Source organism: Shinella sp. WSC3-e, from assembly GCF_945994535.1.
In the GTDB taxonomy this organism is placed as follows: domain Bacteria; phylum Pseudomonadota; class Alphaproteobacteria; order Rhizobiales; family Rhizobiaceae; genus Shinella; species Shinella yambaruensis.
On record NZ_OZ000532.1, the window covers coordinates 310,759 to 328,749 of the forward strand.

General features: G+C 66.5%; 18 protein-coding genes. 12 read left to right on the forward strand and 6 right to left on the reverse strand.

Annotation, left to right across the window (positions count from 1 at the left end; genetic code table 11):
* The first annotated feature begins 70 nt into the window (after window positions 1–70).
* Window positions 71–769, forward strand: coding sequence for a class I SAM-dependent methyltransferase (locus AABF56_RS28145; protein WP_272808360.1), 699 nt, complete (start codon window positions 71–73; stop codon window positions 767–769).
* Here AABF56_RS28145 and AABF56_RS28150 read toward each other — a convergent pair.
* Genes AABF56_RS28150 through AABF56_RS28165 form a run of 4 tightly spaced genes read right to left on the reverse strand, consistent with a single transcriptional unit; the run spans window position 741 to window position 4,576 of the window.
* Window positions 741–1,538 carry an ABC transporter ATP-binding protein gene (locus AABF56_RS28150; protein WP_272808361.1) on the reverse strand — a complete coding sequence of 266 codons (798 nt, stop codon included), beginning with the start codon at window positions 1,536–1,538 and terminating at the stop codon, window positions 741–743. The genes AABF56_RS28145 and AABF56_RS28150 overlap by 29 nt on opposite strands.
* 8 nt (window positions 1,539–1,546) lie before the next feature.
* Window positions 1,547–2,581 carry a FecCD family ABC transporter permease gene (locus AABF56_RS28155; protein WP_272808362.1) on the reverse strand — a complete coding sequence of 345 codons (1,035 nt, stop codon included), beginning with the start codon at window positions 2,579–2,581 and terminating at the stop codon, window positions 1,547–1,549.
* Window positions 2,578–3,582 (reverse strand): FecCD family ABC transporter permease, encoded by a 1,005-nt coding sequence (locus AABF56_RS28160; RefSeq protein WP_272808455.1) that lies wholly within the window; start codon window positions 3,580–3,582, stop codon window positions 2,578–2,580. The genes AABF56_RS28155 and AABF56_RS28160 overlap by 4 nt, the downstream gene beginning before the upstream one ends.
* Before the next feature lie 19 nt (window positions 3,583–3,601).
* On the reverse strand, window positions 3,602–4,576 hold the full coding sequence (locus AABF56_RS28165) for an ABC transporter substrate-binding protein (protein ID WP_272808363.1): 975 nt from the start codon (window positions 4,574–4,576) through the stop codon (window positions 3,602–3,604).
* A 227-nt stretch (window positions 4,577–4,803) separates the two neighbouring features.
* Here AABF56_RS28165 and AABF56_RS28170 point away from each other — a divergent pair, with 227 nt between their 5' ends.
* The 11 genes from AABF56_RS28170 (at window position 4,804) to argE (ending at window position 16,922) form a co-directional block, all read left to right on the forward strand.
* On the forward strand, window positions 4,804–5,685 hold the full coding sequence (locus AABF56_RS28170) for a LysR family transcriptional regulator (RefSeq protein WP_272808364.1): 882 nt from the start codon (window positions 4,804–4,806) through the stop codon (window positions 5,683–5,685).
* A 118-nt stretch (window positions 5,686–5,803) separates the two neighbouring features.
* Window positions 5,804–6,763 carry a LysR family transcriptional regulator gene (locus tag AABF56_RS28175; protein WP_244770187.1) on the forward strand — a complete coding sequence of 320 codons (960 nt, stop codon included), beginning with the start codon at window positions 5,804–5,806 and terminating at the stop codon, window positions 6,761–6,763.
* Window positions 6,760–8,244, forward strand: coding sequence for an aldehyde dehydrogenase (locus AABF56_RS28180; RefSeq protein WP_272808365.1), 1,485 nt, complete (start codon window positions 6,760–6,762; stop codon window positions 8,242–8,244). Before AABF56_RS28175 ends, AABF56_RS28180 begins: the two co-directional genes overlap by 4 nt.
* Window positions 8,245–8,543: 299 nt before the next feature.
* Window positions 8,544–10,625 carry an oxidoreductase gene (locus AABF56_RS28185; RefSeq protein WP_272808366.1) on the forward strand — a complete coding sequence of 694 codons (2,082 nt, stop codon included), beginning with the start codon at window positions 8,544–8,546 and terminating at the stop codon, window positions 10,623–10,625.
* Window positions 10,626–10,635: 10 nt separating this feature from the next.
* Complete coding sequence (locus AABF56_RS28190; protein ID WP_272808367.1) at window positions 10,636–11,727, forward strand: ABC transporter ATP-binding protein; 1,092 nt, start codon at window positions 10,636–10,638, stop codon at window positions 11,725–11,727.
* Complete coding sequence (locus tag AABF56_RS28195) at window positions 11,724–12,656, forward strand: ABC transporter permease (RefSeq protein ID WP_272808368.1); 933 nt, start codon at window positions 11,724–11,726, stop codon at window positions 12,654–12,656. The genes AABF56_RS28190 and AABF56_RS28195 overlap by 4 nt, the downstream gene beginning before the upstream one ends.
* Window positions 12,656–13,462 carry an ABC transporter permease gene (locus AABF56_RS28200; RefSeq protein WP_272808369.1) on the forward strand — a complete coding sequence of 269 codons (807 nt, stop codon included), beginning with the start codon at window positions 12,656–12,658 and terminating at the stop codon, window positions 13,460–13,462. Before AABF56_RS28195 ends, AABF56_RS28200 begins: the two co-directional genes overlap by 1 nt.
* Window positions 13,463–13,480: 18 nt before the next feature.
* Window positions 13,481–14,497, forward strand: coding sequence for an extracellular solute-binding protein (locus AABF56_RS28205; RefSeq protein WP_272808370.1), 1,017 nt, complete (start codon window positions 13,481–13,483; stop codon window positions 14,495–14,497).
* A 131-nt stretch (window positions 14,498–14,628) separates the two neighbouring features.
* A complete protein-coding gene (locus AABF56_RS28210) occupies window positions 14,629–15,051 on the forward strand; it encodes a RidA family protein (RefSeq protein WP_244770181.1) in 423 nt (140 codons plus the stop codon).
* A gap of 12 nt (window positions 15,052–15,063) precedes the next feature.
* Window positions 15,064–15,741, forward strand: a complete 678-nt coding sequence (locus AABF56_RS28215) for a DUF1028 domain-containing protein (protein ID WP_272808371.1) — start codon at window positions 15,064–15,066, stop codon at window positions 15,739–15,741.
* 14 nt (window positions 15,742–15,755) lie between these two features.
* The gene (gene argE / locus AABF56_RS28220; RefSeq protein WP_272808372.1) at window positions 15,756–16,922 is read left to right on the forward strand and encodes an acetylornithine deacetylase; all 1,167 of its coding nucleotides are present in this window, start codon (window positions 15,756–15,758) and stop codon (window positions 16,920–16,922) included.
* Between the two features lie 6 nt (window positions 16,923–16,928).
* On the opposite strand, the gene AABF56_RS28225 is transcribed toward argE, so the two are convergent.
* Both AABF56_RS28225 and AABF56_RS28230 read right to left on the reverse strand, forming a co-directional pair.
* The gene (locus AABF56_RS28225; protein ID WP_272808373.1) at window positions 16,929–17,273 is read right to left on the reverse strand and encodes a DMT family transporter; all 345 of its coding nucleotides are present in this window, start codon (window positions 17,271–17,273) and stop codon (window positions 16,929–16,931) included.
* Window positions 17,270–17,914 (reverse strand): FMN-dependent NADH-azoreductase, encoded by a 645-nt coding sequence (locus AABF56_RS28230; protein ID WP_272808374.1) that lies wholly within the window; start codon window positions 17,912–17,914, stop codon window positions 17,270–17,272. The genes AABF56_RS28225 and AABF56_RS28230 overlap by 4 nt, the downstream gene beginning before the upstream one ends.
* Window positions 17,915–17,991 lie beyond the last annotated feature (77 nt).

The following is a 17,991-nucleotide window of genomic DNA, read 5'->3' on the forward strand; positions in this document are numbered from 1 at the left end:
GCCTCACGCGTTTGTGCACGGCCGCGTCCCGTAAGAAACTGGTCAAAACAGAATCGCATCGGAGGCGGCCATGAGCCAGGACAGCAAGACCATCACCACCTGGTATGTCGATCCCGACGCGGAAGACCGGATGTCGGATGGCCATGCGCCGATCTGGCGGCACCTCTTCGACCTGATCGTCGAACGGGACCTCCGCGCGAAAAGCGTGCTCGATTTCGGCTGCAACCAGGGGGGCCTGCTGCGACACCTCTATGCGATCCGTCCCTTCCGCAAGGCCCTCGGCATCGATATCGCCGAACAGTCGATCGCCAAGGCCGAGGCCTTCAAGGGCAACATTCCCGTCCAGCATGCCGTGGGCGGAACGCTCGAGGGCTGGGTCGAGGAATTCGATCTCGCGATCAGCCACGAGGTGATCTATCTCATCGAGGACATCGATGCCCATGCCGCCGATATCTTCAAGGCGCTGAAGCCGGGCGGCGTCTACTACGCCGTCACGGGCTGCCACACCGACAACCCGCTCTGGCCGAAGTGGCGCGATCTGGTGGCCAAGCGCACGAACACGGTCGTCCAGGATCGGTCGATCACCGACTATGCCAGGGCCTTTACCCGCGCCGGCTTCGAGGTTTCCGGCCGCAAGCTGGAGTTTGACGGCTTCATCCCCTTCATCGCCGACGGCTGGACGCCCGACTTCGCCGACGCCCTCGACTACTACACGCAAACGAAGATCGTCTTCCGCCTCGTCAAGGCCCCGAGCGGTTCAGCTTCGTAAGCTCGACGTCGAAATGGGGCGGCTTGCCGGGGGCGACCTCGACGAACGTGCCCTTTACCCGGAAGGTCTTTTCGACAAGGCCGCTTTCGGAGAGCGCTTTCGGCGCGCCGTCGAACCGCAGCTCGCCCTTCTCCAGAAGCGAGATGCGGTCGCTGACGGCGATCGCCTGGTTGATGTCGTGGATCGCCATGACGATCGTCACGCCGCGCTCGCGGCTCAGGCGATGGACGAGGTCCAGCACCTCCACCTGGTAGCCGATATCGAGGAAGGATGTCGGTTCGTCCAGGAGCAGGATCGCGGCCTCCTGCGCCAGGGCCGCCGAGATCCAGGCGCGCTGGCGCTCGCCGCCGGAGAGCTCCTGGAGCGTTCGGCCGGCAAGGCCCGTCAGGCCCGTGCTTTCGAGCGCCCATGCGATCGCCTCCTCGTCCTTCCGGCCATAGGACCGGAACAGGCCGACATGGGGAAAGCGGCCCTGGCGCACGAGCTGGGCCACCGTCATCTCGTCCGGGGCGACGGGCTGCTGCGGCAGGAAGGCGAGTTTCTTCGCGATCGCGCGCCGCGACATCGAGGCGACCGATACGCCCTCGATCTCGGCCCGGCCTTCCGACGGGGCGATCAGGCCGGCCAGGGCCTGCAGCGCGGTGCTCTTGCCCGACCCGTTCGGGCCGATGAGGGCGCGGATTTCCCCCTTTTCCATGGAAAGGGAAAAGCCGGACAGCGCCCTTCGGCGACCATAGGAAACCGACAGGTGCGAACAGGTGAGCGGCATTAGCGATCTCACGGAACCTTGCGCAGAAGTGCGAGCATGACGGGAACGCCCATGAGGGCAGTGACGACGCCGATCGGGACCTCCTCCGGCCCGCCGGCCAGCCGGCCGACCAGGTCGCCCAGCGTGACGATGACGGCGCCGAGGACGATGGTGAGCGGAAGGACCAGCGGGAAATGCCGGCCCGCGAGGAACCGCGCCAGATGCGGGACGATCAGGCCGACGAAGACGATCGGCCCGACGGCACCCACGGCGCTGGCCGCGAGTGCGCAGGAGACGAGCAGGACGAGCGAGAACTGCCGTCTATAGGAAAGCCCGAAGGAACGGGCGACGGCCGCATCGAACCGGAGCAGGATGAGCGGCCGATAGATCAGCGGAAGCATGCCAAGCCCCGCGACCGTGAACGGCAGCAGGAAGAGCGCATGATCCCAGGTGCGTGCATAGAGGCTGCCGGAGAGCCATTCGAGAATGATCTCGATGCGCGCCGAGCCCCACCCCGCGATGAGCCCGATGGCGATGGCGTGCAGCACCGCGCCGATGGCGATGCCGCAGAGCGTGATCCGCAGCGGGCTGAGGTCGAGGCGGAAGGCGAGCAGGTAGATGATGCCGCCCGCGGCCATGCCGCCGATCATGCCGGCGGGCGGGAGCCATGCGATCGGCAGTTCGTTCACGGAATAGGAATCCGGATTGGCAAGATAGACCGTGAACAGGAGGAACAGCGTCACCGTCAGGGTCGCGCCCTGCGAGACGCCCATCAGCGAGGGATCGGCGAGCGGGTTGCGCGTGATCGTCTGGAGCAGGAGACCCGCCAGGGCGAACTGCATCCCGGCGAGAATGCCCGTCACGATCCGCGGCAGCCGGATGTCGAGGATGATCGACCGGGCTTCCGGCGACCCGGTCCCGGTCAGCGCCGACAGGACGTCCCGGGCGGGGATATCGACGATGCCGAGAAAAACGGCCGCCACGAAGGAGATGAGGACGAGCGCCAGGGCGGCGAACAGGATCCAGCGGCTCGGCTGGCCGATGGCCGGGGCGTTCGCGCTCATGCGCCCTGCCCCTTGAAATCGAGCCGGCCCCGCTGGATGAGATAGACGAAGAGCGGCCCGCCGATGAGTGCGGTGACGATGCCGACCGGCAGTTCCTTGGGAATGGCGATGGTTCGCGCGACGAGGTCCGCCGACGTCACGATCAGCGCGCCGAGCGCGGCGGTAAGGCCGATCTCCCAGACAGTGCCGCACGGTTTCAACAACCGGGCGATATGCGGCGCGGCCAGGCCGACGAAGGCGACAGGCCCGGCGACGGGCGCAACGCCCGCCACGGGGCATATGCCGAGCAGGAGCAGGACCGGTTTCCATAGAGTGAGCTGCACCCCCATCGCCGCGGCGGAATGATCGTCGAGGCAGAACATGGCGAGGACCCGATGGAGGATCAAGGCGCCCGACACCCCGACCAGCACCCATGGCAGCATCTGGATGAGGTTCACCCAGGTCCGGCCCGCAAAGCCCCCCGCCAGCCAGAACAACAGCGCGGTCGACTGCGGACCGGCGAAAAGCAGCACGTAGATCGTGATCGCGCCGAGAAAGAGCGAGACGCTGACGCCGCCGAGCGCGAGATGAAGCGGATGGCCTTTGCCGCCACGCGCCACCCAGAACGTCACCGAGGCAGCCGCAAGACCGCCGGCAAGGCCGACGAACGGATAGTAGAGCCCGGAAACAGAGGGCAGGAAGACGAAGCAGGTGACGATCGGCGCGATCGCCCCGGCGGTGACGCCGGTGATGCCGGGATCGGCAAGCGGGTTGCGGGTGAGCGACTGGAGGAGATAGCCGGACACGGCAAGCCCCGCCCCCGCCGTCGCGGCGGCAAGGCTGCGCGGCAGCCGGAGGGTCCAGACGAGGATCGATTCGATCTTGCCATCCGGACTGAAGAGCGCCCGCAGGACGGCGTCGAAGGAGAGCGTTCTTGCGCCGGGCATCAGCCCGGCCGCGATGACGAGAAGGGTCGCGACGACGATGAGGCCGATGGCTATCGAGGATTTCCGTGCGTCCATCGTCGTCGCGGCCAACCGCTTACTTCTGGAGTTCCGCCGGGATGATCTTGGCCGCTTCCGCCTTCACGTCGACCTTGGGGAAGATATCGGGATAGAGGTAGTGGGCCGCCTCGCGCAGCACGATCTCGCGGGCGATCGGGCCGTTGGTCTCGACCCATTGGTCGCCGACATAGAAGACCCGGTTGTTCTTGACCGCCGTGAGTTCCTTCCAGATCGGGTTGCTCTCGTGCGGGCGATCCGGACCGTAGTCATAGATGAAGAGCACTTCCGGATCCTTCTCGAGCATGGTTTCGAGGCTGAGATCGATGCCGAACTCGCCGCCCGGCGTCATGGCGCCGGCGATGTTCTCGCCGCCGATGGCGTTCACGATCGAGGCGGAGGTGTTCTCGTCATGGAAGGCGAACGGCACCTCGCCGCCCCACATGATGGCGTAGCGGGGATGCGTGTCCTTCGGCGCCTTGGCCGCGACCTCGGCAAGATGCGCGCGAAACTCCCTGTTCAGCTCGACGCCGCGCTCGGGCTTGCCGAGGATCTTGGCCAGCGCCTCGATTTCCTTGTCGCTGCCGTCGAGCAGCTCCATGTTCCAGGCGACATAGGGCGCGATCTTTTCGAGCTGCGGCGCGTTGCCGACGGTGTAGCGGCGGATCGCGACGATGAGGTCCGGCTTCGCTTCGGAGAGAAGCTCGAGGTTCGGCTTGGCGCGCTGGCCGATCTGCGTCATGTCGCCGGTGAGGCCGAGCAGGAATTCCGGCGGGCGGTCGGCCACCATGTAGGTGCTGGCCACCGGCTTGATGCCGAGCGCGAGCGCCACGTCGTCGGCGAAGAACGAGATCGACGCGATGCGTTTGGGATGGGCGGGAACCTCGACTTCGACACCGCGATCGTCGATCACCTTCTGCGTGGCATCCTGGGCAAGACCGGGACCCGAGAGCGCGACGAGGCAGGCGGCGAACAGCACGGCACGGCTGCGCGGCAAGACAAAACTGGACAACATGGTTCTCTCCCTGAGATGTGGTCAGCGATGACAGTGGCGCGCTGCAGGCGGGGCTTGCCGTTGCGCGGAATGCACGCCGCCGCGCGGCATGAAGCCCGGCGTGCTCAGGTCGCACCGATTTCGCCTGTCGGTCTTCACGTCGGGCTTCCCGGATAATTCTTGTCGCGTCGACACAATGTGGATAGATACGGTCAACTTATTTGCAAGCGAAAGATTCTCACGCCGGCATGAGAAATCCTCAATCCACGCGCGCCAAACTGCCGCCGCTGGCAACGCTCCCCGCCTTCTCTATCGCGGCGCGCACGGGCAGCCTCACGCTGGCGGCGCGCGAACTGCACCTGACGCCGGGCGCGATCAGCCGGCAGATCAAGTCGCTGGAGGAGGCGCTGGGCGTCCAGCTCTTCCATCGCGGGCACAACACGATCTCGCTGACCGATGCGGGCCGGCAGTACCTGACCCATGTGAATGCCGCCCTCGCCACGATCGACAACGGCACGCGCGCCCTGCTGCCGGATCGCGTGCGCCTGGTGATCCAGGCGCCCATCACGCTGGCGCGGCGCTGGCTGATCCCGCGGCTCGGGGCCTACCTGCAGGAAAATCCCAATGTCGACCTCAACATCCAGTCGCTCGCGCTCGGCGCCAGCGACGTTCCCGACGTCACGGTGACCTACAGGCGCGGGGCGGACGAAGCCCGCTTCGCCTCCGCCTTCCTGCTCGACCGGACGGTCGCCGTCTGCTCGCCGCTGCTGATCGGCGGCACGGCGAAGACGATGACGCCTAGCGCCTTGCTCGATCTGCCGATCCTGCTCGACACGGCGGATGCGTGGTCATGGCGGCGCTGGTGCGCGGCGGCGGATATCGCGTTCCAGCCGCGCGGCGGCAGCATCACCTTCGACACCGACGAAGCGTCGATCGACGCCTGCATGACCGGCCTCGGCATCGGCCAGGCAAGCCCCTCGCTGATCGAGCGGGAGCTGCGCGAGGGCCAGCTCATCCTGCTGTGCCCGAACATCAACCCGATCGTCGGGGCCTACGAGATGGCCGGATCCACGCCGACCGGCCTTGCGGCCGGGTTCAATCAGTGGCTTCTCACCTGGCGAGAATCCTGACCGGGGCGGGCCGCGATTTAGCCGCTCCGCCCCGGCCTATCCCCAGCCTCGCACCGAAACAACCCTTTCCCTGCGCGCCGATCTGCTCCTTAATTGACAGACAACAAGGACACCGGACATGGTCTTGCGCTTCACCCTCCGCCAGCTGGAATATCTCGTCGCCGTCGGCGAGTACGGCTCCGTCACTGAAGCCGCGGAACGGGTGAACGTCTCCGCGCCCTCGGTTTCCGCAGCGATATCGCAGCTCGAGCGGGAATTCGGCATCACGCTCTTCGTGCGCCGCCATGCGCACGGGCTGTCGCTGACGCAGGCCGGCCGGAGCTTCGTCGAGCAGGCCCGGCATGTCCTCGGCGAGGCCGCCAAGTTCAACGCGCTGTCCAACGAATTGACCGGACAGGTGCGCGGACCGCTGCATGTCGCCTGTCTCGTCACCTTCGCGCAGGCCGTCATTCCAGCACTGCGCCGCGCCTTTTCCGATGCCTATCCCGATGTCGATTTCTTCCAGTACGAGCGCGACCATGCCCGCATCCTGGAAGGCCTGCGCATGGCGCGCTTCGACATCGCGCTCAGCTACGATCTCGACATCCCGGCCGACATGGAGTTCCACGAGCTCGCCGTGCTGCCGCCCTATGCGGTGCTCCACGAGGACCATCCGCTGGCCGGGCGTCCCGAGGTGACGGTGGAGGAGCTTGCCGCCCACCCGATGATCCTGCTCGACCTGCCCTATTCCTCGGCCTATTTCCTCTCGCTCTTCCGCGAGGCCGGCCTTGCGCCGCATATCGTCGAGCGCACCCGCGACATGTCCGTCATGCGGGCGATGGTCGCCAACCGCTTCGGCTATTCGATCGCCAACATCCGGCCGGTCTCCACCTATGCGCTGGATGGCGGCAGGTTGAATTTCGTCTCGCTTGCCGGCAACCTGCGCCCCATGCGCATGGGCATCATCGCCATGCGCGGCGCAAGCCCGGCGCTCACCGTCCGGCGTTTCATCGATTTCTGCAGCGAGAGGATCCGCGGCATGGGCATGGACCTGCCGGTTTGCGCCGACGATACCCAGGAGGAGAAAGGCACTTCATGACCACCACGACATCCGACTGGCGCACGCGCGCCGCGAGCCTCACATTGCGAAACCGCCTCTATATCGACGGCGGCTTTCGCGAGGCGGCCAAGGGCGGGCGGTTCGAAACCGTGAACCCCGCCAACGGGCAGGTCCTCACCGCCGTCGCCCGCGGCACGGCCGAGGATATCGATGCCGCCGTCGCCGCCGCCCGCCGTGCCTTCAACGATGGCCGCTGGTCCGGCAAGTCGCCGGCAGAACGCAAGGAGGTGCTGCTGCGCCTCGCCGCGCTCATCCGACAGAACGTGCCGGAACTCGCTTTGCTCGATACGCTCGACATGGGCAAGCCGATCAGCGACAGCTCCACCATCGACGCGCCCGGCGCGGCGCATTTCTTCCAGTGGCACGCCGAGGCGATCGACAAGCTCTATGACGAGATCGCGCCCACCGGCCAGGGCGATCTCGCGCTGATCCGCCGCGTGCCGCTCGGCGTCATCGGTGCGGTCGTGCCGTGGAACTTCCCGCTGGACATGGCGACCTGGAAGCTCGCCCCGGCGCTCGCCACCGGAAATTCCGTCGTACTGAAGCCGGCCGAACAATCGCCGCTCTCCGCCCTGATGCTGGCCGAGCTTGCCTCCGAGGCCGGCCTGCCGGACGGCGTGCTCAACGTCGTGCCCGGCCTCGGCGAGGATGCCGGCCGCGCCCTCGGCCTGCATGCGGATGTCGACGCGCTGGTCTTCACCGGCTCGACCAAGGTCGGCAAGCTCTTCATGACCTATGCCGGGGAAAGCAACATGAAGCAGGTCTGGCCGGAGACCGGCGGCAAGTCGCCGAACCTCGTCTTCGCCGACGCCGATCTCGACAAGGCGGCCGAGATGGCGGCCTTCGGCATCCTGTTCAATTCCGGCGAGGTCTGCTCCGCCAATTCCCGCCTGCTGGGCCACCGCTCCGTGCAGGAAGAGTTCACGCAGAAACTGATCGCCGCCACCGCCGCTTGGCCACTCGGCGACCCGCTGAATCCCGCCACCCGCATGGGGCCGCTGGTCGAGAAGAGCCATGCCGACCGTGTGGCAGGCTATATCGACATCGGCCGCAAGGAAGGCCGCCTTGCCCATGGCGGCGAACGCGAGACGCGCGACGGCTCGGACTGCTACATCCAGCCGACGATCTTCAACGAGGTGCCGCCGGATGCCCGCATCGCGCGGGAGGAGATTTTCGGTCCCGTGCTCGCCATCACGCCCTTCGACAGCGACGAGGAGGCCCTGCGCATCGCCAATGACAGCGAATACGGCCTTGCCGCCTCCGTCTGGACGCGCGACCTTTCCCGCGCGCTCTCGGTTTCCGACAGGCTGCAAGCCGGGACGGTCTCGGTCAACACCGTCGACGCGCTCTCGGCCATGACGCCCTTCGGCGGCATGAAGCAGTCCGGTTTCGGCCGCGACCTCTCCATTCACAGCTTCGACAAGTACTGCGCGCTCAAAACCGTGTGGGTGAAATACTAGGCATCTGCCCGCGCCAGCGGCGCGGGCACGCCCAAGCCTTGAGCACGAGCGGCACCGGCTCCCGAAAGCGTCCCGATACGCGATCGGGAGCCAGTGATCGGCTTCACACAAGAAATTGAAAACAAAAGAAGATTTTTTATCCGCCTTGGCGCGGCGGCGCTTTCGCGCAAAAATTGAGAACATAGCTAAAGAACACGCGCGCTCGTGATTAGCCTGAGCCTAATCCCCGTTTCCGGAACGCGTCATTTACCAAAAACCCTTCGCCCCATCCAATAGCCGCGGAAACCCCGGGGACTGCCATGCGCGATGCCAAATACGATATCCTGTTCGAACCGCTGGCGATCGGCCCGCATGTCGCCAAGAACCGGTTCTACCAGGTGCCGCATTGCAATGGCGGCGGCTATCGCGACCCATCGGCGGCCGCAGCCATGCGCGGCATCAAGTCGGAGGGCGGCTGGGGCGTCATCTTCACCGAGCAGACCGAGATGCACCACACCTCGGAGATCACGCCCTTCATCGAGCTGCGCCTGTGGGAGGACAAGGACATTCCCGGCCTTCGCCGCATGTCCGACGCGATGAAGGTGCATGGCGCGCTCGCCGGCATCCAGCTCGCCTATTCCGGCATCAACGGCCCGAATTTCTACACCAAGGAAGTGCCGCTCGCCCCCTCCGCCCTGCCGATCCGCACCTTCACCAACGACCCGGTGCAGGCCCGTGCACTCGACCGCACCGACATAACGAATCTGCGCCGCTGGTTCGTCAACGCGGCCAAGCGCTCGAAGGTCGCCGGCTTCGACCTGATCTGTCTTTACGGCGCGCACGGCTTCGGCATCTTCCAGCACTTCCTGTCGCGCGCCACCAACCAGCGCACCGACGACTATGGCGGGAGCCTGGAAAACCGCTCGCGCTTCGCCCGCGAAGTGGTGGCCGACATCCGTGACGCCGTCGGCGACACCACGGCGATCACCATGCGCGTCAGCCTGGACGAGACCATCGGCGAGCTCGGCTTCTCCAATGCGGAGGTGCGCGAATTCGTCGAGATGAACACCGACCTGCCGGACCTCTGGGACCTGGCGCACGGCGCCTGGGAAGACTGTTCCGGCCCCTCCCGCTTCAAGGAGGAGGGGGCGCAGGAGATCCTGGTGAAGGGCATCCGGGAACTTTCGTCGAAACCCGTCGTCGGCGTCGGCCGCTTCACCTCGCCGGATGTGATGGCGCGCATGATCCGCCAGGGCGTGCTGGATTTCATCGGCTGCGCCCGTCCCTCCATCGCCGATCCCTTCCTGCCGAAAAAGATCGAGGAAGGTCGCATCGAGGATATCCGCGAATGCATCGGCTGCAACATGTGCATCACCGGCGACATGACCATGTCGATCAGCCGCTGCACCCAGAACCCGACCTTCATGGAGGAATGGCGCAAGGGCTGGCACCCCGAACGCATGAACGAGAAGGGCGAGAGCCAGACCGTGCTCGTCGTCGGCGCAGGCCCCGCCGGCCTCGAAGCCACCCGGGCGCTCGCGCTGCGCGGCTACGACGTGACGCTCGCCGAAGCCACCACCACGCTCGGCGGCCGTGTCGCCCGCGAACGGCTGCTGCCCGGCCTTTCCGCCTGGGGCCGCGTCGTCGATTACCGCCAATACCAGATTTCCCAGCGCACCAACGTCGAGACCTATTTCGACAGCCGCCTGACCGCCGAGGACGTGCTCGGCTTCGGCTTCGAGCATGTCGCCATCGCCACCGGTTCGCACTGGCGCCGCGACGGCGTTGCCAGACAGCATGTCGTGCCCATGCCGATCGATCCGGCAATGCCCCTCTGGACGCCCGACGACATCATGGCGAAGACGCATCCCGAAAGCCTCGCCGGCAAGACAGTCGTGGTCTATGACGACGACCACTACTATATGGGCGGCGTGATGGCCGAGGTGATGGCGAAGGCGGGTGCGGCAGTCATCCTCGTTACGCCCTCGGCCTATGTCTCCGACTGGACGCGCAACACGCTGGAACAGGGCGCGATTCATGTGCGCCTCGACGATCTCGGCGTCGATATCCGCCTCAACCGCGGCGTCACCGCCATCCGCGCCGGCGAGGTCGAGACCAGCTGTACCTATACCGGCCGCCGCAGGCCCATTGCGTGCGACGCCGTCGTCATGGTCGCCTCGCGCCTTTCCGAGGACGCGCTCTACAACGATCTCCTTGCCCGGCAGGCGGATTGGGCCGATGCCGGCATCAGAACGGTCAAGATCATCGGCGATGCGAGCGCACCCGCGCCGATCGCCTGGGCGACCTATGCCGGCCACCGCTATGCGCGGGAACTGGACACGCCCGATATCGGCGACGCCCTGCCTTTCCGCCGCGAAGTCACCCAGCTCGAACCGGCTTGAGGAACACGGCATGATCAAGCCCCATCCCACTGGAGCCCAAAAGGCCATCGAAGTGAAATCGGTCTCCAAGAGCTTCGGGACCTATCAGGCGTTGAAGTCCGTCAGCTTCGACATCGGCAGCAACGAGTTCTTCACGATGCTCGGCCCGTCCGGCTGCGGCAAGACCACGCTCCTGCGCATGCTCGCCGGTTTCGAAAGCCCGGACACCGGCTCGATCCTCCTCACCGGCCAGGAGGTCGTCGCGATCCCGCCGCACCGGCGCCGCGTCAACACGGTGTTCCAGAGCTACGCGCTCTTCCCGCATATGACGCTGGAGCAGAATGTCGCCTACGGCCTGGAGAACCTCGGCTGGGAGAAGGGACGCATCAGGACCCGCGTCGGCGAGATGCTGGAGCGCGTGCACATGGCGCCGATGGCGAAGCGCAGGCCCGCCCAGCTTTCGGGCGGCCAGCGCCAGCGCGTCGCGCTCGCCCGGGCGCTCGCCCCCGAACCGGAAGTGCTGCTGCTCGACGAACCGCTCTCCGCCCTCGACCTGAAATTGCGCCAGGCGATGCGGGACGAGCTGCGCACCCTGCAGCGCGATACCGGCATCACCTTCGTCTTCGTCACGCATGACCAGGAAGAGGCGCTCGACATGTCCGACCGCATCGCCGTGCTGGGCGGCGGCGAGGTGCAGCAGATCGGCACGCCGACGGAAATCTACGAGGAGCCGGTCAACCGGTTCGTCGCAGATTTCGTCGGCGAAACCAACTTCCTGGATGTGGAGGTCGTGGAAACCGCGCCCGGACAGGCGACCGTGCGCACGCCGTTCGGCGTCGCCCTCACCGTGCCGGCGACCGGCACTGCCAGCCGCGGGCGTGCGACCCTTTCGGTTCGTCCGGAAAAGATCAATCTCGGCGACCAGGCCCAGGGCACCGTCTTCGAGGGGCGCATCATCAACAAGAACTACATGGGCGGCTACACGCATTACACGCTCGATGTCGCGGGAACGGAGCTGCGCGCCTCGCGCCGCAACGCCTCGCGCGAGGGCGACGCGATCCCGCTCGGGGCGACCGTCCCGGTAGGCTTCGTCGCGGGTTCGGCGCGGGTGCTGGCCGCATGACGGAGAGCGCCCTCCACGCCGCCGCCGGCGGAACGGACCGCTCGCCCCGCGCCCGTTTCTGGCGCGACCTCTCCTTCTGGGGCCTCCTGCCGTCCTGGCTGCTGATGGGCCTGGCGCTGATCCTGCCGATCGCCATCATCGCCGCCGTCTCGCTCGCCACACGCGGCGCACATGGCGGCTTCACCTGGGATTTCAACCTCGCGGGCTACCGCCAGATCCTCTTCAACGAAGGCTGGACGGGGGAGCTGGAATTCACCCCGCAATATCTCCTGATCGTCGCCCGCACCTTCGCGCTCGCCGGCGCGACGACGCTGATCTGCCTCATCTTCGCCGTTCCGGTCGCCTATTTCATCTCCCGCCAGCCGCCGGGCCGCAAGGCAGCGCTCGTCTATCTCGTGACGCTGCCCTTCTGGGTCTCGATGATCCTGCGCGTCTATGCCTGGATGATCATCCTCGGCAAGGACGGCACGCTGCCGCGCTTCCTCGAGACTTTGGGCCTGCCCGCAGGCATGAGCTTCATGTTCAACGACGGCGCGACGCTGACGGCCATGGTCTACACCGCCATGCCGCTGATGGTCCTGCCGGTCTTCGCCTCGATCGAGAAGCTGGACGGGACGCTGATCGAGGCCTCGCACGATCTCTACGGCAACCGCTGGGTGACGCTGCGCCGGGTGATCCTGCCGCTGACGGCTCCCGGTCTCGTGGCCGGCGCCATCCTCGTCTTCGTGCCCGCGCTCGGCGCGGTGCTGGAACCCTCGCTGATGGGCGGCGGCAAGCAGATGATGATGGGCACGCTGATCCAGCTGCAGTTCGGCGGCGGGCGCAACTGGCCCTTCGGCGCGGCGATCGCCATGACGCTGATGGCGCTCGTCCTCGTCTTCCTCCTCGTCATGGCGCTGCGCGCCGCCCGCCGGGAGGACGTCCGGTGATGAAGGGCCACGACGTCAAGCACTATCCCGGCCTCGGCCCCCTCGCCGTCTTCTTCTTCATCTATCTCTATGCGCCGCTGGCGGTGATCATCGCCTATTCGTTCAACGCCAACCGGGTTGCCGGCGTCTGGACGGGGTTTTCGACGCACTGGTACGCCTCCGCGCTCAACAACAGGGCGCTGATGAACGCGCTCGAAACCTCGCTGACCGTTGCGGCCGTCGCGACGGTCGTCTCCACGCTCATCGCGCTTTCCGCCGCGCTCGCCATCATCCGCGGCAAGAACGTGCGCTACCGCAAGCTCTGCGAAACGATCGTCAACCTGCCGCTGCTGCTGCCGGAGATCGTGCTGGCCGTCGCGACGCTGATCCTTTTCTCGCTCGTCAACGTACAGAACGGCATGCTGCGGCTGGTCATCGCCCATTCCGCCTTTTGCACGCCCTTCGCCTTCCTGCCGATCCGCGCCCGCCTGCAGGGCATGTCGCTCGACCTGGAGGAGGCGAGCGCCGACCTCTATGCCGACCGCTGGACGACCTTCCGCCGGGTGACGCTGCCGCTGATCTTCCCGGGCGTCTTCTCCGGCGCGATGCTCGCCTTCCTGATCTCGATGGACGACTTCATCACCTCCAACATGCTGTCGACGGGCGGTTCGACGACCCTGCCCGTCTACATCTTCTCGCTGATCCGCGCCGGCACCTCGCCGGAACTGAACGCCATAGCGACGCTGCTGATCCTGGCCTCGCTCATCCTTGCCACCGTCGCGCTTCTCGTTGCGGCGCGCGGCGCCCGTGAAAATGCCGAACCATAACGAAGAGAGGAACAGACAATGAAACGATACCTCGCAGCGACCGCCCTTGCCCTATGCCTTGCCACCGCCGCGCGGGCGGAGGGCGAGCTGAACATCTACGCCTGGGCCGAGTCGATATCCCCCGCCCTCATCGAAAAGTTCTCCAAGGAGAACGACGTCAAGGTCAATGTCGACAGCTTCACCTCCAACGAGGACCTGCTGACCAAGCTGCAGGCCGGCTCCTCCGGCTACGACATCGCCACGCCCTCCCAGCACTTCCTGCGCGTGATGATCGACGAGGGGCTGATCGAGAATTTCGGGGCCAGCAAGCTGCAGGCCTACCAGAACATCGAGGAGCGCTGGCGCAATCAATGGTGGGACGAGATGCAGGATTTCTCGATCCCGCTCGCCTATGGCACCGCCGGCTTCGTCGTGAACACCGAGGAATACAAGGGCCCGACCGACAGCTTCAAGTATTTCTTCGAGCCGGAAGGCGAGCTCAAGGGCAAGATCGCCATGCTCTCCTATCCCGACGAGGTGATCGGCGCCGCCCAGCTCTATCTCGGCGTGCCCTTCTGCTCGGAGGACCAGGCGGAGATGAAGAAGGTGCTGGACCTCCTGATGGCGCAAAAGCCCTCCGTCGCGGTCTATTCCTCCGACAATATCGCAAGCCGGCTCGCCTCGGGCGAGGTCTCCGCCCATTTCTGGTGGGACGGCGATTCCCTCAAGGCCCGCGTCGCCGGCTCGCCGGTCAGCCTCGCCATGACCAAGGAAGGCCTTGTCGGCTGGATGGACAGCCTGGCAATCCCGAAGGGCGCGCCGAACCGGGACAATGCGGTCAAGTTCATCGAGTTCATCTCGACGGTGGAGAACGCCACCGAGCAGATGAACTTCTACGCCCATTCCTCGCCGATGAAGGTCATGCAGGAGAAGGTCGTCTACACCAAGGACAAGGCGCCGGAACTCTATCCGGACGTGCCGATCACCTTCTCGCGCACCTGCTCGGCCGCCGCGCAGGATCTGGTGACGCGCGTCTGGACCCAGCTGCTGCAATAATCCCGCATAAGCACCGCGGGCGGCAGGCCGGTCCCGGCATAGCTTTTTCCGAAGCGGGGGATCGGCAAAAACGACTTACCCCGCCCGCGGCGCACCGATACGTTCAGGGCTCGGCCATCAAGGAGACAAGCATGCCCGTGCACACCCGCATCCGCCCCTTCAACACCAAGGACACCTATCCCGAGCAGAAGCTGGACAACGACCTCTGCCAGGCGGTTGTGGCGCGCGGCACCACGGTCTTCGTGCGCGGACAGATCGCGCAGGACCTAGACACGCGCGAAAGCCTGCACATCGGCGATGCCGCCGCGCAGGCCCGCAAGGCGATGGAAAACATCAAGATGCTGCTGGAAGAGGCGGGCTCCGACCTCAGCCATGTCTGCCGCGTCGTCGTCTATCTCATCGACATCCGCTACCGCGAGGCCGTCTATCGGGAGATGGGCAAGTATCTGAAAGGCGTCTTCCCCGTCTCGACGGGCCTCGTCGTCACGGCGCTCGCCCGGCCCGAATGGCTGGTCGAGATCGAGGCCACCGCCGTCATTCCCGACCAGGCCTGACGGGAGGGCGGCATGACCTTTTCCGTTTCCGGCCGCTGCGCCGATACCGGCATGTTCGGCATCGCCGTCTCCTCCTCCTCGCCGAGCGTCGCGGCGCGCTGCGCCCATGTGCGCGCGGGCATCGGTGCGGTCTCGACGCAGAACGTCACCGACCCGCGCCTCGGCCCGAAAGGGCTCGACCTGATGGCGGGCGGCCTTTCGGCGGAAGCCACGCTTGCGCGGCTGGTGGCGGAGGCCCCCCATGTCGAATACCGCCAGCTGGCGCTCGTCGACGCCGAGGGGCGTACGGCCGCCTTTTCCGGCGCCAAGACCCTCGGCACCCATGCCTTCGCCCGGGGCAACGGCGTCGTTGCCGCCGGCAACATGCTGACGACGACGGCCATTCCGCAGGCGATGGTCGAGGCCTTCGAGGCCGCGGAGGGCCGGCACCTCGGCGACCGGCTGATTGCCGCCATGCGGGCGGCGGTCGCCGCCGGCGGCGAGGAAGGGCCGGTCCATTCGATGGGCCTGGTGATGGTCGACAAGGTCTCCTGGAACGTCGCGGATCTCCGCGTCGACTGGACCGAGGGCGATCCGATCGAGGAATGCGCCGCGCTGTGGCAACGCTGGCGCACGGAAATGGACGCCTATGTCACGCGCGCGCTGGACCCCACCCGGGCGCCGAGCTACGGCGTGCCGGGCGACCTGTGAACGGCGGCAGGCGCATGATCCCCGCGACCCCGGATATCCTCGCCCGCCTCGTTGCCGAACCGACGGTGTCGCGGACATCCAACCTGGCGCTGCTCGATTATGTCGAAGGCCTGCTGCGCCCGGCCGGCGCGCGGATCGAGCGCTTTTCGCATCCGGATGGCAGCCGGGCCAATCTCTGGGCGACCATCGGTTCCGAGGGGCCTGGCGGCGTGGTGCTGTCGGGCCATACCGACGTCGTGCCGGCCGAAGGACAGGACTGGAGCACCGATCCGTTCCGGCTGGCCGAGCGGGACGGGCGGCTCTACGGCCGCGGCACGGCGGACATGAAGGGTTTCGTGGCCGCAGCGCTTCACGCCGCGCTTTTCGCCGCGACCCGCCCCCTGAAAGCGCCGCTGCACCTCGCCCTCTCCTACGACGAGGAGATCGGCTGTCTCGGCGTGCGCGGCATGATCGAGGCGCTGGTGAAGCGGCCGGCAGGGCCGGCGCTCTGCATCGTCGGCGAGCCGACGGGCCTGCGCATCGCCAGCGGCCACAAGGGCAAGCTGGCACTCAAGGCCTGCTGCCGCGGCGAGGCCGGCCATTCGGCACTTGCACCCAAGGCGCTGAATGCGCTGCATCTCGGCGCGGCCTTCATCACCACCCTCCAGGCGCGGCAGGACATGCTGGCTGCGCGGGGCGCGCGCGACCCGGACTACGACATCCCCTATTCCACCATCCATGCCGGCCTGATGCACGGCGGCACCGCGCTCAACGTGGTGCCCAGCCTGTGCGAGATCGACTTCGAGATCCGCAACATTGCCGGCGACGATCCGGGGCGCATCCTCGCCGATATCCGCGGCGATGCCGAGGCCATCGTCGCGCCGCATCGCGGCCGGTTTCCGATGGCCTGCATCGAGATCGAGCCGGTTTCCGGCTATCCCGGCCTCGACACGCCCTCCGACGCGCCCGCGATACGGCTGCTGCGCCGGATCCTCGCGACGGACGAGCCGACCGTGAAGGTAGCCTTCGGCACGGAAGGCGGCCTCTTCCATCAGGACCTCGGCCTTTCCACCGCGGTCTGCGGCCCCGGCTTCATGGAACAGGGTCACAAGGCCGACGAATTCGTCAGCATCGAGCAGCTCGACCGGTGCGACGCGATGCTGGCGCGGCTCGTCGCCGAACTCGAACGCGGCCCGGCCTGACGCCGCTCAGCCGGAGGCCTCCTGCCCCGTGCCGAGATGCAGGCCGACGATCGCGATCACGATGATCGCCACATAAGCGATGCGCTGGGCGCCCAGCGGCTCGCCGAACACGATGGTGCCGACGGCAACGGAGCCGACCGCGCCGATGCCTGTCCAGACCGCGTAGGCCATTCCGAGCGGCAGGACGGACAAGGCCCTGGCGAGCGAGAACACGAAGGCCGCCAGCAGGAGGATGGAGAGAAGGCCCCAACCCCAATGCGTCATGCCGTTCGATTTCTTGGTCGCCAGCGCCCAGAAGACATCCAGCACGCCGGACAGAACCAGGAGCGCCCAACCCGTCGCCGCGCTCATGCGTCCACCCTCGCAAGCCGCTCCGCAAGGGCCGCCAGCTGCGCCTGCGCCTTTTCCGCCGCGGCCAGCACGTCGCCCGGCTTGCCGACGGTGGGGCCGACGGGGACGATGTCCACATCGCGAAAGCCGATGAACTTCAGGGCCTGCCGCAGATACGGCGTGGCAAGATCGGGCCGGCCCCAGGACGGCCCCTCGGAAAAATCGCCGGAGCTTGCGAGGATCGCGACGATGGGGCGCGGCCGCAGAAGCGGCGTATAGCCGGTTTGCGGATCGAAGCGGAAGCTGAGGCCCGGCTGGGTGACGAGGTCGATATAATGCTTCAGCCGATAGGGAATGGAGAGGTTCCACATCGGCGTGGAGAGAAGCACTATCTTTGCCGCATCGAGCCTGCGCACCATATCCTCGATCGCCGCCCAGCTTTCGGCCTCCTGCGGCGTGAAAGGACGGCCGGCGAGGCGCGCATATTTCGCCGCGAGCAGAGGGCCGTCGAAAGCCGGCAGGTCCGCCTTCCAGACATCGATCTCGCGGACCTGAAGCGCGGGATGGTGTTTTTCAAGCGCGGCGATGAACCCCGCCGCCGCCTTGCCGGAATGCGAGAGGTCCGCACGGGGCGAAGCCTTGATGTGCAACAGTTCGGTCATGTCGATCTCCTTTGATCGACATATAGATTTGCAACAGCGCGAATTCTTCTGCATGAATTGCGAAACCAGTTCGCAAT

Coding starts and splice junctions, on each gene's coding strand:
- AABF56_RS28145 (WP_272808360.1), top strand. CDS start 71: ATGAGCCAGGACAGCAAGACCATCACCACCTGGTATGTCGATCCCGAC.
- AABF56_RS28150 (WP_272808361.1), bottom strand. CDS start 1,538: ATGCCGCTCACCTGTTCGCACCTGTCGGTTTCCTATGGTCGCCGAAGG.
- AABF56_RS28155 (WP_272808362.1), bottom strand. CDS start 2,581: ATGAGCGCGAACGCCCCGGCCATCGGCCAGCCGAGCCGCTGGATCCTG.
- AABF56_RS28160 (WP_272808455.1), bottom strand. CDS start 3,582: ATGGACGCACGGAAATCCTCGATAGCCATCGGCCTCATCGTCGTCGCG.
- AABF56_RS28165 (WP_272808363.1), bottom strand. CDS start 4,576: ATGTTGTCCAGTTTTGTCTTGCCGCGCAGCCGTGCCGTGCTGTTCGCC.
- AABF56_RS28170 (WP_272808364.1), top strand. CDS start 4,804: ATGAGAAATCCTCAATCCACGCGCGCCAAACTGCCGCCGCTGGCAACG.
- AABF56_RS28175 (WP_244770187.1), top strand. CDS start 5,804: ATGGTCTTGCGCTTCACCCTCCGCCAGCTGGAATATCTCGTCGCCGTC.
- AABF56_RS28180 (WP_272808365.1), top strand. CDS start 6,760: ATGACCACCACGACATCCGACTGGCGCACGCGCGCCGCGAGCCTCACA.
- AABF56_RS28185 (WP_272808366.1), top strand. CDS start 8,544: ATGCGCGATGCCAAATACGATATCCTGTTCGAACCGCTGGCGATCGGC.
- AABF56_RS28190 (WP_272808367.1), top strand. CDS start 10,636: ATGATCAAGCCCCATCCCACTGGAGCCCAAAAGGCCATCGAAGTGAAA.
- AABF56_RS28195 (WP_272808368.1), top strand. CDS start 11,724: ATGACGGAGAGCGCCCTCCACGCCGCCGCCGGCGGAACGGACCGCTCG.
- AABF56_RS28200 (WP_272808369.1), top strand. CDS start 12,656: ATGAAGGGCCACGACGTCAAGCACTATCCCGGCCTCGGCCCCCTCGCC.
- AABF56_RS28205 (WP_272808370.1), top strand. CDS start 13,481: ATGAAACGATACCTCGCAGCGACCGCCCTTGCCCTATGCCTTGCCACC.
- AABF56_RS28210 (WP_244770181.1), top strand. CDS start 14,629: ATGCCCGTGCACACCCGCATCCGCCCCTTCAACACCAAGGACACCTAT.
- AABF56_RS28215 (WP_272808371.1), top strand. CDS start 15,064: ATGACCTTTTCCGTTTCCGGCCGCTGCGCCGATACCGGCATGTTCGGC.
- argE (WP_272808372.1), top strand. CDS start 15,756: ATGATCCCCGCGACCCCGGATATCCTCGCCCGCCTCGTTGCCGAACCG.
- AABF56_RS28225 (WP_272808373.1), bottom strand. CDS start 17,273: ATGAGCGCGGCGACGGGTTGGGCGCTCCTGGTTCTGTCCGGCGTGCTG.
- AABF56_RS28230 (WP_272808374.1), bottom strand. CDS start 17,914: ATGACCGAACTGTTGCACATCAAGGCTTCGCCCCGTGCGGACCTCTCG.